Raw genomic sequence first — 15,437 nt, 5'->3', positions numbered from 1 at the left:
CGATGAGAACCCTTGCGGAACACTTGACGAACGTTTAACATGTTCGTGTTTTGTTTCTGCGGCTCCACCTTCGTGTGGCCGCGCATTCCTGCGAGCCGCGCCGATGCTGACCCGTAAACAGCTGGATCTCCTGCGATTCATCGACGAGCGGATGCGCGAGGACGGTGTTCCGCCGTCGTTCGACGAGATGAAGGACGCCCTCGATCTCAAGTCGAAATCGGGCATCCACCGGCTGATCACCGCCCTGGAGGAGCGCGGCTTCCTGCGCCGGCTTCCGAATCGGGCTCGGGCGATCGAGGTGCTGCGCATGCCCGACGGCGCCGGCCGCTCCAGCGCGCCCGCCCCGGTGCCGGCAGCTCCCGCCGCGCCGCGCCGGTTCACCCCGAGCGTGGTCGAGGGCGGCCGCTCGAAGGCCGTGCCGCTGCGGCCTTCCACGACGCAGATGGTCGACGACAGCGGGCGCGCGGTGTCGATCCCGGTGATGGGCCGGATCGCGGCCGGCACGCCGATCTCGGCGATCCAGAACCAGAGCCACGCGATCACCATGTCGCCGGACTTCCTGGCCGGCGGCGAGCACTACGCCCTGGAGGTCCGCGGCGACTCGATGGTCGAGGCGGGCATCCTCGACGGCGACCTCGTGGTCATCCGCAAGCAGGACACCGCCAACACCGGCGACATCATCGTGGCGCTGATCGACGACGAGGAGGCGACGCTGAAGCGGCTGCGCCGTCGCGGCTCCTCGATCGCGCTCGAAGCCGCAAACCCGGCCTACGAGACCCGCGTGCTCGGGCCGGATCGGGTGCAGATCCAGGGCCGCCTGGTCAGCCTCGTGCGCCGTTACTGAAGGGTCTCGCCCGGCATCTCCGGGTTCGGGCCGTCCGCGGCCGGATCGTCGGGTGCCGGGTCGGCGTCCTCCGCCCGGGGGGGCGGTACGGCCATGCCCTGGAACGGGACGTCCTTCGGCTTGGGCTCGGCCGCGGGCGACGATCCGCCCGCTACCGCGTCATCCGTTCCCTGGGGCGGGGGACGGACCATCGCGGGGCGCCACGGCAGCGTCCGTCCCGGCTCATGCGTGTCGGCCAGGATGAAGCCATTCGGCTCGACGCGGATCGCCACGGCGCCGTGGCTGGCGAGGTAGGCGCGATCGATGACGAGGGCGGCGGCGCAGCCCGGCGGTGCGGCGAGCGCCGTGATCAGCACCGAGGCCTTGGCGCAATCCTGCGCGAAGCCGCGGCGATCCTTCAGAAGCGCCACCGCGCGCCCGTCGGCCAACCGAAGCATGCATCCGATCCGGTCGCAGGCGGGACCGCCCGTCGCCTGCGCGCCCGGCCTGCCGTCGCCGTCGGCCTTCAGCCACTGCTCCAGCACGAAGTTCGACGGCCGCCCGAGGGCGACGAGGCTGCCGTCGGCGCGGCGAACCGCCGCCCCGCTGCCCTGGCGGTCGACGTAGATGTCGTAGCGGGCCGGCATCGTCGCCAGGCCGAGCCCGAGCAGCGCCGGCGGCAGGGCGAGCCAGCGCAGGCGCGAGACCGGGAGCGTCGCGAGCAGCAGCCCCGCGGCGAGGCACCCGAGCGCGGCGGTGCCGAAGGCCGGGACCACGACGTTGGCGCGCCCAAGCCCCTGGATCCAGGCGGAGATGGTCAGCATGCCGCGCACCGCCAGTCCCATCAGCCACCAGACCGGCTGGTCGAGGGCGAACGGGTAGGCGACGATGCCCAGAACCGCCGCCGGCATCACCGCGAGCGAGACCAGCGGCAGGGTGAGCGCGTTGCCGATCAGCCCGAAGGGTTGGACGGTCTGGAAGTGGTAGGTGGCGAAGGGCGCGGTCGCGACCTGCGCCACGAGCGTCGTGCCGAGGGTGCCGACCACCGTCGTCAGCGACAGCGCGATCAGCCGGCCGATCCGCCCGGCCCCGTCGCGGCGGAACATCCCTCCATCGATCAGGCGGGCGCAGGCGATGAGGCCGGCCACCGCCCCGAACGACATCTGGAAGCTCGGGCCGAGCAAGCCTTCCGGCTCGTGCGAGAGCGCGATGAGCGCGGCGAGAGCGAGGTTGCGCATGCTGAGCGCCGGGCGATCGACCAGGATCGCCCCGAGCATGATCAGGGTCATCACGAGGGAACGCTCGGCCGCGATGTCCCAGCCGGAGAAGACGCAGTAGGCGGTGACGCCGACCATCGCCAGCGCCGCGGCGATCTTCTTGATCGGCCAGGCCAGCGCCAGGAACGGCACCAGGGCGAGGCCGGCGCGGACGAGCCAGAACACGACCCCGGCGGCCAGCACCATGTGGAGCCCCGAGATCGAGACCACGTGGTAGATCCCCGCCGCCCGCAGCGTGTCGTTGGTGGCCGGCGCGATCAGCCCGCGCTTGCCGGTCACCAGGGCGGCGGCGACGGCGCCCGCCTGGCCGCCGTTGGCGTCGGTGATCCTGCGGGTCAGCGCGTTGCGGGCGTCGTCCACGGCGGCCGCGAGCCGGAGCGACCACGGCACCGGCTCGGGCGGCGGCTTCACCGCGATCTTGCCGAGGAGCGAGCCGACCGCGCCGATCCCGCGGAAGTAGGCGTCGCGGGCGAAATCGTAGCCGCCGGGGCGCGCCGCTTCGGGGGGCGGGAGCAGGCGGGCGGTGGCGGCAATGAAGTCGCCCGGCCGCAGCGGCGGCGCCTTCTTGAACGAGACGCGCACCCGGACCGGCCGCTCGGCCGCGGCCATCGTGCCGAGGCTCGCGACCCGCACCACAAGGCGGGCGCCCTCCTCACGCTCCTCCAGCGATTCGATCAGGCCTTCGAGCGGCGCGATGATGGTGCGGGTCAGCACCGGCGCCGCCACCTGCGCGACCCGCAGGGCGCTCGCCGCGAAGCCGAGGAGCGCCGCCATCAGCCCGAGGGCGACGGCCAGCGCCGCGGGCCGGGCACCGAGGAACGGCAGGGTCGCGGCGCAGGCGGCGGCCGCGACGAGGGGCGCCCAGAGCGAGGGCATGCCGTCGGTGGCGGTGAAGAACGCGAGGATGCCGGCGCCGAAGGCGACCGCGAGCCAGGGAAACAGCCGCCGCTGCTCGGCCTCGATCGCGAGCCCGCCGACGACCCAGCCGCGCACGGCCGGCCCGAGCACGGCGGGCGACAGGGAGCGGCCTGATGCCGACGTGGCGACGGCCCGTCCCGTCGATCGTGCGATGTCCCGCGCCATGATCGGCACACCGGTCGGCGCGAAACGGCTGCGCCGACCCGATTCTTAACGCATCCGCGAGGGCGTGCTAGAGCCGTCCGGGCCGGGTCCGGGCGCAGGTCCCCAGCTTCCGTGCGTCGTCGGGGACGACGAACCGCCTTTCCCTCCGTCGCAGAGCGATCTAGACGCGCGCAACCGGATCGGCCGATCCGTGCCGCGGCCGCGTTCAGGGTGCTCCTTCAGCCCCGTCACCAGAAGATCCATCGTCCGATGTCGTCACCCGTCGTCACGCGCTTCGCGCCCTCGCCCACGGGCTACCTCCATATCGGCGGTGCCCGCACGGCGCTGTTCAACTGGCTCTACGCCCGCCGGATGGGCGGCCGGATGCTGCTGCGCATCGAGGACACCGACCGCGAGCGCTCGACGCAAGGGGCGATCGACGCGATCCTCGACGGGATGAGCTGGCTCGGGCTCGATTGGGACGGCGACGTGGTGTTCCAGTACGCCCGCGCCGAGCGCCATCGCGAGGTCGCCGAGAGCCTGCTCGCCTCGGGCAACGCCTATCGCTGCTACGCCACGCCGGAGGAGCTGACGCAGATGCGCGAGCAGGCCCGGGCGGCGGGCAAGCCGCTGCGCTACGACGGGCGCTGGCGCGACCGCGACCCGTCCGAGGCACCGGCCGGGGTGAAGCCGGTGATCCGGCTGCGCGCCCCGAGCGAGGGCGAAACGATCGTCGACGACGCGGTGCAGGGCCGCGTCACCTGGGCCAACCGCGATCTCGACGACCTCGTGCTGCTGCGCTCGGACGGCAACCCGACCTACATGCTCGCCGTCGTCGTCGACGACCACGACATGGGCGTCACCCAGGTGATCCGCGGCGACGACCACCTCACCAACGCCGCGCGCCAGAGCCAGATCTTCTCGGCGCTCGGATGGGAGGTGCCGAAGATGGCGCACATCCCGCTGATCCACGGGGCGGACGGGGCCAAGCTGTCCAAGCGCCACGGCGCGCTCGGCGTCGACGCCTACCGCGACCTCGGCTACCTGCCGGCCGCGCTCCGCAACTACCTCGTCCGCCTCGGCTGGAGCCACGGCGACCAGGAGGTGTTCTCGACCGAGGAGATGGTGGCGGCCTTCGACCTGAAGGCGATCGGCCGCTCGCCGGCGCGGTTCGACTTCGCCAAGCTCGAGAACCTCAACGGCCTCTACATCCGCGGCGCGGCGGACGCCGACCTCGTCGACGCGATCGAGCGCATCCTGCCGAACGTCGGCCCGGAGCGCGGCCTCTCGGCACCGCTCGCGCCGGCCCTTCGCGAAAAGCTCATCGCGGCGATGCCGGGGCTGAAGGAGCGGGCCAAGACCCTGATCGAGCTGCTCGACAGCGCCTACTATCTCACCGCCGCGCGGCCGCTGGTGCCGGACGAGAAGGCTTCCGCCCTCCTCACCGACGAGGCGCGCGGGCGGCTCGCCGCGATCCTGCCGGCGCTGGAAGCCCTGCCCGACTGGAACGCCGCCGCGACGGAAGCGGCCGTGCGGCACTTCGCGGAGACCGCCGGCCTGAAGCTCGGGCAGGTCGCCCAGCCGCTGCGCGCGGCGCTGACCGGGCGCACGACCTCGCCGCCGCTGTTCGACGTGATGGCGGTGCTGGGACGCGCGGAGAGCCTCGCCCGTCTCGGCGACGGCATCACGAAGGGTTGAGACCGCCGCCGCAGCGCACGCGCGGCCCGGTTTTCGCTTGGCGTCTCGACGTGGTTGTCATCCGCCCCGTTGCTGGCGCTCGGCCGATCCGCTAACCCGATGGGCTTGTGAGCACCTGCAGCAAAATGCCGGTGACTTCGGGTCCCGGGCGGCGCGGAGCGCAGCCTGGGCCGGCTTCGATTCGTTGCCAGGAAAGGGTCCACGTTCCATGAGCGCAGCCAGCACCATCACCGTGGACGGCAAGCAGATCTCTCTGCCCGTCAAGAGCGGCACGATCGGCCCCGACGTTGTCGACATCGGCAAGCTCTACGCCCAGACCGGCGCCTTCACCTTCGATCCGGGCTTCACCTCGACCGCCTCGTGCGAATCGAGGATCACCTACATCGACGGCGACGAGGGCGTTCTGCTCTATCGCGGCTACCCGATCGAGCAGCTCGCCGAGCAGGGCGACTTCCTCGAGACCTGCTACCTGATGCTGTTCGGCGAGCTGCCGACGCCGGGCCAGAAGGCCGACTTCGACTACCGCGTCACGCGCCACACCATGGTGCACGACCAGATGAACCGGTTCTTCACCGGCTTCCGCCGCGACGCCCACCCGATGGCGGTGATGGTGGCCTCCGTCGGCGCGCTCTCGGCCTTCTACCACGACTCGACCGACATCACGGACGAGAGCCAGCGCATGATCGCGTCGATGCGCATGATCGCCAAGATGCCGACGCTGGCGGCGATGGCCTACAAGTACTCGATCGGCCAGCCGTTCGTGTACCCGAAGAACGACCTCGACTACACCTCGAACTTCCTGCGGATGTGCTATGCCGTCCCGTGCGAGGAGTATCAGATCAACCCGATCTTCGCCAAGGCGCTGGACAAGATCTTCATCCTGCACGCCGACCACGAGCAGAACGCCTCGACCTCGACGGTGCGGCTCGCCGGCTCCTCCGGCGCGAACCCGTTCGCCTGCATCGCGGCCGGCGTCGCCTGCCTGTGGGGCCCGGCGCATGGCGGCGCCAACGAGGCGGCGCTGAAGATGCTGATGGAGATCGGCACGCCGGACCGCGTCGACCAGTACGTCGCCAAGGCCAAGGACAAGAACGATCCCTTCCGCCTGATGGGCTTCGGCCACCGGGTCTACAAGAACTACGATCCGCGCGCGCGGATCATGCAGAAGACCACCCACGAGGTGCTGAAGGAGCTCGGCAAGCACGACGACCCGCTGCTCGAGGTCGCGATGAAGCTCGAGGAGATCGCGCTCAAGGACGAGTACTTCATCGAGAAAAAGCTCTACCCGAACATCGATTTCTACTCGGGCATCACCCTCAAGGCGATGGGCTTCCCGACCGACATGTTCACGGTGCTGTTCGCGGTGGCACGCACCGTCGGCTGGATCGCGCAGTGGGCCGAGATGATCGAGGACCCCTCGCAGAAGATCGGTCGCCCGCGCCAGCTCTACGTCGGCCCGACCAAGCGCGACTACGTCGGCATCAACGACCGCGGCTGAGGCGCCTTTTGAGCGCCGTCGGCCGATGACGGATCTGTCGGCGGCGCGATGGGCCTCTCGGTCGCCAAAAACCCGCGCCCGTCATTCCGGGGCTGCGAGGCAGAGCCCGGGATCCTGAACCGCAGGCCGCCCTTCGGCAGGCATCGCCGGCGGCTCTGGATTCTGGCCTCGCCTGCGGCGCCCCGGAATGACGGCAGCCCGACGATCCGAAGCCTCAGGTTCTAATCGCAGCCAGCACCACCCGCGCCGCGCTGCGGCTCGGGGCCTCGTCGCCCGGCAGCCGCATCAGGCCGTCGATGCGCTGCAGCGCCGCGAGCTGGCGGTCCCGCGCGGCGCCGCCGGTGACCAGGGGGGCGAGCGCCGTGGCGAGGCGGTCCTCGGTGCACTCGGCCTGCACGAATTCCGGCATCGCGTTCTCGCCGAGGATCAGGTTCGGCAGCACGATCGTCGGCACCTGGATCAGGCGCCGGGCCACCGCCTCCTCGACCCGCGAGACCTTGTAGGCCACCACCATCGGCACGCCGGCGAGCGCCAGCTCCAGCGTCACGGTGCCGGAGGCGGCGAGCGCGGCCCGCGCCTGGCGGAAGGCGGCGTACTTCTCGGCCTCGCCCGCGACGATGCGCACGGGGGCGCTCCAGGCCTTGGCCATGCGCTCGATCAAGGCGCGATGACGGGTGACCGCCGGCAGCACCGCCTCGATCGGCCCGACGTCCCGCGCCATGCGCGCCAAGGTGCGGCCGAAGACCGGCATCAGCCGCTCGATCTCGGATCGGCGCGAGCCCGGCAGCACCACCACGCGCCACGGCACGGCCTCCCGCGACGCCGCGTCGGCGGCGTCCGGCCGCAGCTCGGAGAACCGCTCGATCAGCGGATGCCCGACATAGGTGCAGGGCGGCCCGTTGAGCCGCAGGTGCGCCTCAGGCTCGAACGGCAGCAGCGCGAGCACGTGGTCGACGAAGCCCCGCATCGAGGCCGCCCGCCACGGCCGCCACGCCCACACGCTCGGCGAGACGTAGTCGACGATCGGGATCTCGGGCGCACGCTTGCGCACCCGCGAGGCGACCGCGTGGGTGAAGCCGGGGCTGTCGATGATCACGAGCACGTCCGGGCGGTTGGCGACCACGTCGTCCACCGTCTGGCGGATGCGGCGCAGGAGCGTGCGCAGCCGCGCCAGCACCGGCAGGTAGCCCATCACCGCCACGTCATCGAGGGGGAAGAGCGAGGTCAGGCCGCGCGCCGTCATCGCCTCCCCACCGACGCCGCCGAAGGTCACCGGGCGGCCCGCGGCCTCGTGCAGCGACGCCATCAGCTTGGCGCCGAGCTGGTCGCCGGAATCCTCGCCCGCGACGAGCCAGATCTTCATGCGCCGACCCCTATGCCGATCAGGAAGAGGCCGAGCCGGTCGGCCTCGGCGATCGTCTCCGCCCGGTCGATCAGCAGCGTCCGCCCAGCCTCGACCGCGAGCCCGACGCAGCCGGCGGCCGACGCGTTGCGGACCGTCCGCGGGCCGATCGCCGGCAGGTCGATGCGGAGATCCTGGTCGTCCTTGGCGCACTTCACCAGCACGGTCGCGGGCAGCGCCCGCTCGCGGCCCCAGAGCCTGAGGTCCCACGGCTTGCGGCCGACGGTGCGGGCGCGGGCGAGCATGCGGTCGGTGCCCTCGGGGCCCTCGACGGCGAGCACGCGGGCGGCCGCGACCACCACCGCCTGGCCGACATCGAAGGCCGAGAGCGCGGCCAGCAGCGCGCGGCCGGTGGCGATCGAGGCTGCGCCGGCCGCGTCCGGCGCGTGGCGGCCGATCGGGCCGGCGGGGCTGAGCAGGTCCGGGGCGACCTCGTGGACGCCGCACACGGTGTGGCCGTTCTCCTCGAGCAGCGCGAGGGCACCGCGGAGCAGCCGGTCGTCGCCGCCATCGGCGAGATTGCGCAGGGCGACCCGGTTGCGGAACGCGGCCGCCGCGTTGAGGATCGCGGCCGGGCTCGGCCGGGCGACGCCGCCGGCCGGCACGATGGTCGCCGGCCCCCAGCCCGCGAGGATGCGCAGGGTCTCGCCGATGTCGAGGAGGTCGACGGTGGCGTCGGCCCGCGCGCGCAAGGGGCGGTCGGTGAACCCGCGCAGCGCCAGCACCTTGAAGGCGCGGCCGGCACGGTCGAGGGAGTGGGCGACCTGCTCGGGCAGGCGCCCGGCGCCCGCGACCAGCACCAGCCTCGCGTCCGGCCGTGCGGGCCGAGGAGCCGACATCGGCGGCCTCAGGCGCCGCCGCCGGAAGCCGCCGTCTCGCGCGGCGTGCAGATCGAGCGCTTGCCGCCGGCGCGGATGAAATCGAGGATCTCGCGCACCGCCGGGTGGCTCTCGAATTCCGAGGCCACGTCCTCGACCCGCTCCATCAGCGTCCCCTCGGGGGCGAAGAGCAGGCGGTAGGCGCGGCGCAGCGCATGGATGTCCTCGCGCGCGAAGCCCCGGCGCTGCAGGCCGACGATGTTGAGGCCGGCGAGGTAGGCGCGGTTGCCGAGCACCATGCCGTAGGGGATGCAGTCGTTCTCCAGCCCCGACAGGCCGCCGACGAAGGCGTGCGCGCCGACGCGGGCGAACTGGATCACCGCCGCGCCGCCGCCGAGAATGGCGTAGTCGCCGACGCTGCAATGGCCGGCCAGCATGACGTTGTTGGAGAAGATCACCCCGCTGCCGACGTGGCAATCATGCACGACATGGGCGTTGGCGAGGAAGGCGCACTTGTCGCCGACCACCGTCTCCAGGCCGCCGCCCGCGGTGCCGGGGTTCATGGTGACGCCCTCGCGGATCAGGCAGTCGGCGCCGATCCGCAGCGTCGAGGGCTCGCCCTTGTATTTCAGGTCCTGCGGCGGGTGGCCGATCGAGGCGAAGGGATAGATCCGGGTGCGGGCGCCGATGCGGGTGTCGCCCGCGACGACCGCGTGGCTGACGAGCTCGCAATCGACGCCGAGCACCACCTGCGGGCCGACATGGCAGAACGGGCCGATGCGGCAGCCGTCGCCGATCTCGGCGCCGTCCTCGACGATCGCGCTCGGATGGATCGCGGGCGCGCTCACGCCGTCACCAGCATGGCCCCGATCTCGGCCTCCGCCACGAGGGCGCCGTCGACGCGCGCCTCTCCGCGGAACCACCACATCGTCTTGCGGTGGTTGGTCTTCGTCATGTGGAAGCGGACCTGGTCGCCCGGCACCACCGGCTTGCGGAACTTGCACTTGTCGATCGTCATGAAGAACACCTGCTTGGTCTGCACGTTGCTCTGCATGATGTGCCGGCAGCAGATCGCGCCCGCCGTCTGGGCCATGCCCTCGATCAGCAGCACGCCGGGAAACACCGGCATGTTCGGGAAATGCCCGGTGAATTGCGGCTCGTTGACGGTGACGTTCTTGATCCCGATGCAGCTCTCGTCGCCGTCGATCTCGATGATCCGGTCGATCATCAGGAACGGGTAGCGGTGCGGCAGCAGCTCGAGCACCTTCTGGATGTCGGCCGAGCCGAGTTCACGCGCCGTCTCACTCATCGATCTCTTCGATCCTCGCCTCGACGCCGCGCATCCGCGCACGCCCGTCGTCACCGATCCCCGTCCTTTCGACCCAAACGGCGCCCCGACGCAAGCGCGGCGGGCGCACGGGCCGGATCGATCGGCCCTTTCGATCAGCCCTTGTCCGCCGGCTCGTCCCGGCCCGAGCGCTCGGCCAGGCGGGCGAGCGTCGTCAGCTCGCGGAACCAGGCGCGGACCGGCTTGGCCGGCGTGCCGCCCCAGCGGCTGCCGGGCGGCACGTCGCGGTTGACGTTGGAGGAGCCGGCGATCTGCGAGCCGCGGCCGATGCGCAGATGGCCGACGACGCCGACCTGCCCGCCGAGCACGACGTAGTCCTCGAGCGTCGTCGAGCCGGAGATGCCGACGCCCGAGACGATCACGCAGTGGCGGCCGATCACCACGTTGTGGGCGATCTGCACGAGGTTGTCGATCTTGGTGCCCTCGCCGATCACCGTGTCGCGCGAGGCGCCGCGGTCCACCGTGGTGTTGGCGCCGATCTCGACGTCGTCCTGCACGATGACGCGGCCGACCTGCGGCACCTTGAGGTGGGTCGCCCCCATGTGGAAGCCGAACCCGTCCTGGCCGATCCGGGCGCCGGGATGGACGATGACGCGGTTGCCGACGAGCGCATGGCTCAGGGTGGCGCCGGCGCCGATCGCGCAGTCCCGCCCGATCCGCACGTTGGGTCCGATGCCGGCGCCGGGGCCGATCACCGTGCCCGCGCCGATCTCGGCGCCGGGGCCGACGACGGCGCCGGGATCGACCGTGACGCCGTCCTCGAGGCGCGCATCGGGGTGGACGTGGGCGCCGGGCGCGATGCCGCGGGCGCCGAACTGCGAGCCCGGGCGAAGAGCATCCGGGTGCAGCCGGCCGAGCAGCACCGCGTAGACGCGGTAGGGATCGCGCAGGACGAGGCTCGCGGTGCCGGCGGGCACGCGCGCTGAAAAGCGCGGGGCGACGAGGCAGATGCCGGCCCGGGTCGCGGCGAGCGCGTCGCCGTAGCGGGCGTTGTCCATGTAGGCGAGGTCGCGCGGCCCCGCGGTCTCGAGCGGCGCGGCGCCGTCGATCCGGTGCGCCGGATCGAAGCCCTCGGGCACGGGCAGGCCGGCCGCCTCGGCGACGAGGCCGAGGGTGAGACCGGGCTGCGGGATGAAGAAGACGGGATCAGGCATGCACGACAACGCGCCGCCCCGGGAAACCCGAGGCGGCGCGCGACCTTTTTTCTCGGATCAGAACCGCGAGCCGCCGGAGAAGCGGAACGCCTGCGTCTGGTCCGCGCCGATGTGGCCGTACTTGCCGAGCGTCGGGACGAACACCTTCAGACCCTCGTCCTTGCTCAGGGCGTAGGCGTAGTCGAAGCGGATCGGGCCGAGCGGCGAGTTCCACAGGATCGAGGCGCCGACCGACGATCGGATGACGGCCTTGTCGCGGACGTTCACACATTCCGGCTCGACGCCGATGTTGAAGGCGTTGAAGTTGCACGCGCCGCCGGGCGCGGTGCCGTTGATGAAGTTGTCGCCGTTCACGTCGAACGTGGTGCGGCCGTGATAGCCGAACAGCGTGCCGGCGTCGGCGAAGACCGCGCCCTTAAGGCCGAGATCGCGCGGCACGTAGGGGAGCGGGAACTGGATCTCGAGGGTGCCGCCGACGTAGGTCGAGCCGCCGATGGCGTTGGAGCGGGCGTCGGTGGTGCCGACGTCGCGCGGGCCGATGCCGTTGGGAGCGAAGCCGCGGACCAGCGACGGCCCGAGGAAGAACTGGTCGGTGATGCGCAGCGGGTTGCTGTCCAGCGCCTCGATGTGGCCGCCCTGGAGGCGGACGAAGCCGACGACGTCCTCGTAGAGTTCCTTGTAGTACCGGGCGTCGCCGGTGACGCGGAAGAACTTCGAGTCGCCGCCGAGGCCCGCGACGTCGGGCTTCAGCTCGGCGTAGAGGCCGTTGCGGGGCGCGCCGATGACGTCCAGCGTCGAGTAGGCGAGCGTCAGGCCGGCGAGCGAGGTGAGCGTGTTGCCCTGGGAGCCCTTGATCGCGATCGAGGCCTCGCCGTTGTAGGCACAGGCCGGGTACTGGGCCAGCCCGCTGACGTCGCGGCCGTTGAGCTGCGCGCCGTTCGGGTAGACGCTGGTGATGCCCGGGATCGGGTTCGAGCAGTCGTTGTAGGGCTGCTTGATCGAGTTCGGGACCTTCAGCTCGGTGTTGTAGAGCGAGTAGCGCAGGGTCACGCCGAAGGCTTCGGTCACCGGCAGGCCGATACGGAGCTGGCCGCCGTAGACGGTGGTCTCGTAGCGCGAGTACCGGGTCAGGTCGCTGTACTTGTAGAACGCGTCGAAGCCGGCCGCGAGGCGGTAGCCGAGGAAGTACGGCTCGGTGAACGAGAAGTCGACGCCGCGCGAGTACTGGCCGCCGGTCCCGGCGACGCGGACGTACTGGCCGCGACCGAGGAAGTTCGACTCGGAGACCGAGACCTCGCCGATGATGCCGTCCTGGGTGGAGTAGCCGCCCGCCACCGAGAACGAGCCCGTGGGCTGATCCTCGACGTCGATGTTGATCACGACGCGGTCGGGCGAGGAGCCGGGCTCGTTCGAGAAGCGGACCTTCTTGAAGAAGCCGAGGCCGTTCAGGCGGCGCTCGGCGCGGTCGGTCAGCACGCGGTTGTAGGCGTCGCCCTCGGCGATATCGAGCTCGCGGCGGATGACGTAGTCGCGGGTGCGGGTGTTGCCGCGGATGTTGATGCGCTCGACGTAGACGCGCGGGCCGTCCTCGACGACGAAGCCGAGGGAGACCTGATGGGTCGCGCGGTCGCGCTGGCCGGTCGGGCGGACCTGGGCGAAGGGATAGCCGGCCCGGGCGACGTCGTTGGTCAGGCCCGACAGGGTCTTCTCGACGTCCTCGGCGTTGTAGACGTCGCCGACCGTGGTGCGGATCTCGCCGTCGAGGTTCTTCGTGTCGAGGCCCGGCAGGCGGGAATCCACCGCCACGGCGCCGACCGTGTACTGCTCGCCCTCCTCGACCGTGACCGTGATCACCCAGCCGTTGGCGTCCGGGCCCTCGACGTAGCGGGCGTCGGCGTTGACGATGCGGAAGTCGGCGTAGCCCTTGCGCAGGTAGTAGCGGCGGACGAGGTCGAGATCGTTGGCGATGCGATCGGGATCGTAGACGTCGGAGGTCTTGATGAACGACAGGAAGTTCATCTCGGACGAGGAGACCAGCCCCTTCAGCGTCCGCTCGCTCACGGCGTTGTTGCCGACGAAGGTGATCGACACGATGCCGGTCTTATCGCCCTCGTCGATCTGGTAGATCACGTCGATCGAGCCGTTGGGCAGGTCGACGGTGCGGTAGGTGACCTTGGCGGTCCCGCGGCCGGCGCGGCGGTAGACTTCCTTGATCCGCGCCATGTCGGACTTGATCACGGCCTCGTTGAAGGCGCCGCGGGCCTTGGCCTCGACCTGCCCTTCGAGCGTGGCCTTCTCGATCTTCTTGTTGCCCTCGAACACGACCCGGTTGATCAGGTTGTTCTCGCGGACCGTCACGACGGTGCGGCCGCCGCTGGCGGCGACCTTCACGTCCGCGAACATGCCGCTGGCGAGCAGGTTGCGGCGGGCTTCCTCGGCGGAGCCCGATGCGGTGCCGGTGACGTAGGAACGGATGGTGTCGGCATCGACGCGGCGGTTGCCCTGAACGACGATCTGCTGGGCCTGCGCGACCCCGGTCAGCGCAATGCCCGCCGCGGCGGCTAGGACGATGGTCCGCTTCACCGACTTGCGCCGGTGCTTCCCCGTCATCGACATCATCTATTCGCCCGTCTGTCTTATCATCGGATCGGGTTCGCACCCGCCACGAGCGACCGTTGACCGGCCGTCCCGTAATACCTGGTCCAAGCGTAGCTCTTAGCGGGATTCCCCTGCCAAGCAAACGGCGCGGGGGGTCCTACGACCGGGATTTTGGGGGCCGTGGCCTTCAGGCCACTTAACGCACCCGCAAAGTTCCCATCCATTTCGTCGCAGGGTAAACAAACGGTAAATCCCTGTCCCGAAACGGAAATCCCGAGCCGTGCCGGATCTGGGAAACGTCTTCGCAACCCTTCCACGGCCTCCCGTCAGGGGACTCGCCGGGGGCCGGTCAGGCGCCGCCGGAGGCCGCCGCGCGCGCAATCGCGGCGGGATTGCGGCGACCGCCTCGTGGGCGGCGCGCGGGGACCGAGCGCGGTGCCGCGCTCAGGTCGCGCGCCAGGAGGCGCCGAGGTTCAGGATGTCGTTCCAGGCCGCGAAGATCATCAGCACCAGCACGAGGGCGAGCCCGACGCGGAAGCCGATCTCCTGGGCGCGCTCGCTCAAGGGGCGGCCGCGCACCACCTCGAAGGCGTAGAACAGCAGGTGGCCGCCATCGAGCAGCGGCACCGGGAACAGGTTGAGCAGACCGATCGAGACCGAGAGCAGCGCGATCAGCCCGATCAGCGCACCGATGCCGCCGACCTTGGCGACCTCGCCGGAGACGCGGGCGATGCCGATCGGCCCGGAGAGCTGGTCGGCGGATTCGCGGCCGGTCACCAGCTTGCCGAGGTAGGAGAAGGTGCGCTCGACCACGAACACCGTCTCGTGCACGCCGAGGCCGAAGGAGGCGACCGGGCCGTAGGTGACCAGCTTCGCCTCGGAGGCGGCCGGCGAGCGGATGCCGAGGCGCCCGATGCGGTGGCGGCCGAACTTGGTGCTCTCCTCGTAAACCGACGGCGTCGCGACGATCGGCACGTCGGCCCCGGCCCGCTCGACGACGAAGTTCAGCGGCGTTCCGGCGCTGCCGGTGACGATGCGGTACATCGTGTTGAAATCGGGGATCGGCTCGCCGTCGATGCTCTTCACGAGGTCGCCGGTCTGGAAGCCGGCCTGCGCCGCCGCGCTGCTGGGATCGATCGCCGAGACCCGGGCCGGCAGCTCGAGACGGCCGCCGAGCCAGATCGCGCCGGCGAACAGCAGGATCGCGAGGATGAAGTTCGCCACCGGGCCGGCGACGACGATCGCCGCGCGCTTGGCCACCGGCTGGGTCGGGAAGCTGATCGCCCGCTCTTGGGGCGTCATCCGCGCGATGGTGTCGGCATCCGGAATGCTGGCGCCGTTGGCGTCGCCGTGGAACTTGACGTACCCGCCGAGCGGGATCGCGCAGAGCTTCCAGCGGGTGCCGTGGCGGTCGTTGAAGCCGACGAGCTCCGGCCCGAAGCCGATCGAGAACGCGTGGACGCCGACGCCGCACCAGCGGCCGACGAGGAAGTGCCCCATCTCGTGGACGAAGACCACGACGGTCAGCACGAACAGGAACGGGATCACCGCACCGAAGAAGCCGGTGGCCGTGCCGCCCATCGCGGTCAGGAAATCCATGCGTCGATCCTCGGGCCGCGATCGGGCCTTGCACTCCGCTCTAGCAGATCGGGGCGGTGGTGATCCAACGCAAACCTGCGCCGACGAAACGCCAGCGTGGCACGAGCGCGCGGCGGCGGCGATGCGGGCGCGGCGCGAACCCGCCTTTTCCCCGCTATCC

General features: G+C 71.1%; 11 protein-coding genes. 3 read left to right on the top strand and 8 right to left on the bottom strand.

Annotation, left to right across the window (positions count from 1 at the left end; genetic code table 11):
- Positions 1–103: 103 nt before the first annotated feature.
- Entirely contained in the window at positions 104–844 is a 741-nt protein-coding gene (gene lexA, locus FV227_RS11690; RefSeq protein WP_147858981.1) for a transcriptional repressor LexA, read from the top strand.
- On the opposite strand, the gene FV227_RS11685 is transcribed toward lexA, so the two are convergent.
- The gene (locus tag FV227_RS11685; protein WP_147858980.1) at positions 838–3,183 is read right to left on the bottom strand and encodes a ComEC/Rec2 family competence protein; all 2,346 of its coding nucleotides are present in this window, start codon (positions 3,181–3,183) and stop codon (positions 838–840) included. The genes lexA and FV227_RS11685 overlap by 7 nt on opposite strands.
- A 249-nt stretch (positions 3,184–3,432) precedes the next feature.
- On the opposite strand from FV227_RS11685, the gene gltX reads away from it, so the two are divergent.
- Together gltX and gltA are read left to right on the top strand one after the other, a co-directional pair.
- On the top strand, positions 3,433–4,860 hold the full coding sequence (gene gltX / locus FV227_RS11680) for a glutamate--tRNA ligase (RefSeq protein ID WP_147858979.1): 1,428 nt from the start codon (positions 3,433–3,435) through the stop codon (positions 4,858–4,860).
- A 208-nt stretch (positions 4,861–5,068) separates the two neighbouring features.
- Positions 5,069–6,358 carry a citrate synthase gene (gltA, locus tag FV227_RS11675; protein ID WP_147728523.1) on the top strand — a complete coding sequence of 430 codons (1,290 nt, stop codon included), beginning with the start codon at positions 5,069–5,071 and terminating at the stop codon, positions 6,356–6,358.
- A gap of 214 nt (positions 6,359–6,572) precedes the next feature.
- On the opposite strand, the gene lpxB is transcribed toward gltA, so the two are convergent.
- From lpxB to FV227_RS11640, 7 genes are all read right to left on the bottom strand, one after another.
- Positions 6,573–7,721, bottom strand: a complete 1,149-nt coding sequence (gene lpxB, locus FV227_RS11670) for a lipid-A-disaccharide synthase (RefSeq protein WP_147728522.1) — start codon at positions 7,719–7,721, stop codon at positions 6,573–6,575.
- A complete protein-coding gene (gene lpxI, locus FV227_RS11665; RefSeq protein WP_147858978.1) occupies positions 7,718–8,599 on the bottom strand; it encodes a UDP-2,3-diacylglucosamine diphosphatase LpxI in 882 nt (293 codons plus the stop codon). The genes lpxB and lpxI overlap by 4 nt, the downstream gene beginning before the upstream one ends.
- Positions 8,600–8,607: 8 nt before the next feature.
- Complete coding sequence (gene lpxA / locus FV227_RS11660) at positions 8,608–9,426, bottom strand: acyl-ACP--UDP-N-acetylglucosamine O-acyltransferase (RefSeq protein WP_147858977.1); 819 nt, start codon at positions 9,424–9,426, stop codon at positions 8,608–8,610.
- Positions 9,423–9,887 (bottom strand): 3-hydroxyacyl-ACP dehydratase FabZ, encoded by a 465-nt coding sequence (gene fabZ / locus FV227_RS11655; protein WP_147728017.1) that lies wholly within the window; start codon positions 9,885–9,887, stop codon positions 9,423–9,425. The genes lpxA and fabZ overlap by 4 nt, the downstream gene beginning before the upstream one ends.
- 134 nt (positions 9,888–10,021) lie before the next feature.
- Positions 10,022–11,080, bottom strand: coding sequence for a UDP-3-O-(3-hydroxymyristoyl)glucosamine N-acyltransferase (lpxD, locus tag FV227_RS11650; RefSeq protein ID WP_147728016.1), 1,059 nt, complete (start codon positions 11,078–11,080; stop codon positions 10,022–10,024).
- Between the two features lie 57 nt (positions 11,081–11,137).
- Entirely contained in the window at positions 11,138–13,699 is a 2,562-nt protein-coding gene (gene bamA, locus FV227_RS11645; RefSeq protein ID WP_147728015.1) for an outer membrane protein assembly factor BamA, read from the bottom strand.
- A gap of 423 nt (positions 13,700–14,122) precedes the next feature.
- The gene (locus FV227_RS11640) at positions 14,123–15,277 is read right to left on the bottom strand and encodes an RIP metalloprotease (protein ID WP_147858976.1); all 1,155 of its coding nucleotides are present in this window, start codon (positions 15,275–15,277) and stop codon (positions 14,123–14,125) included.
- Between the last annotated feature and the right edge of the window lie 160 nt (positions 15,278–15,437).

This window comes from Methylobacterium sp. WL119 (assembly GCF_008039875.1).
Classification (GTDB): Bacteria; Pseudomonadota; Alphaproteobacteria; order Rhizobiales; family Beijerinckiaceae; genus Methylobacterium.
This window is presented reverse-complemented; position numbering and strand designations above follow the sequence as displayed.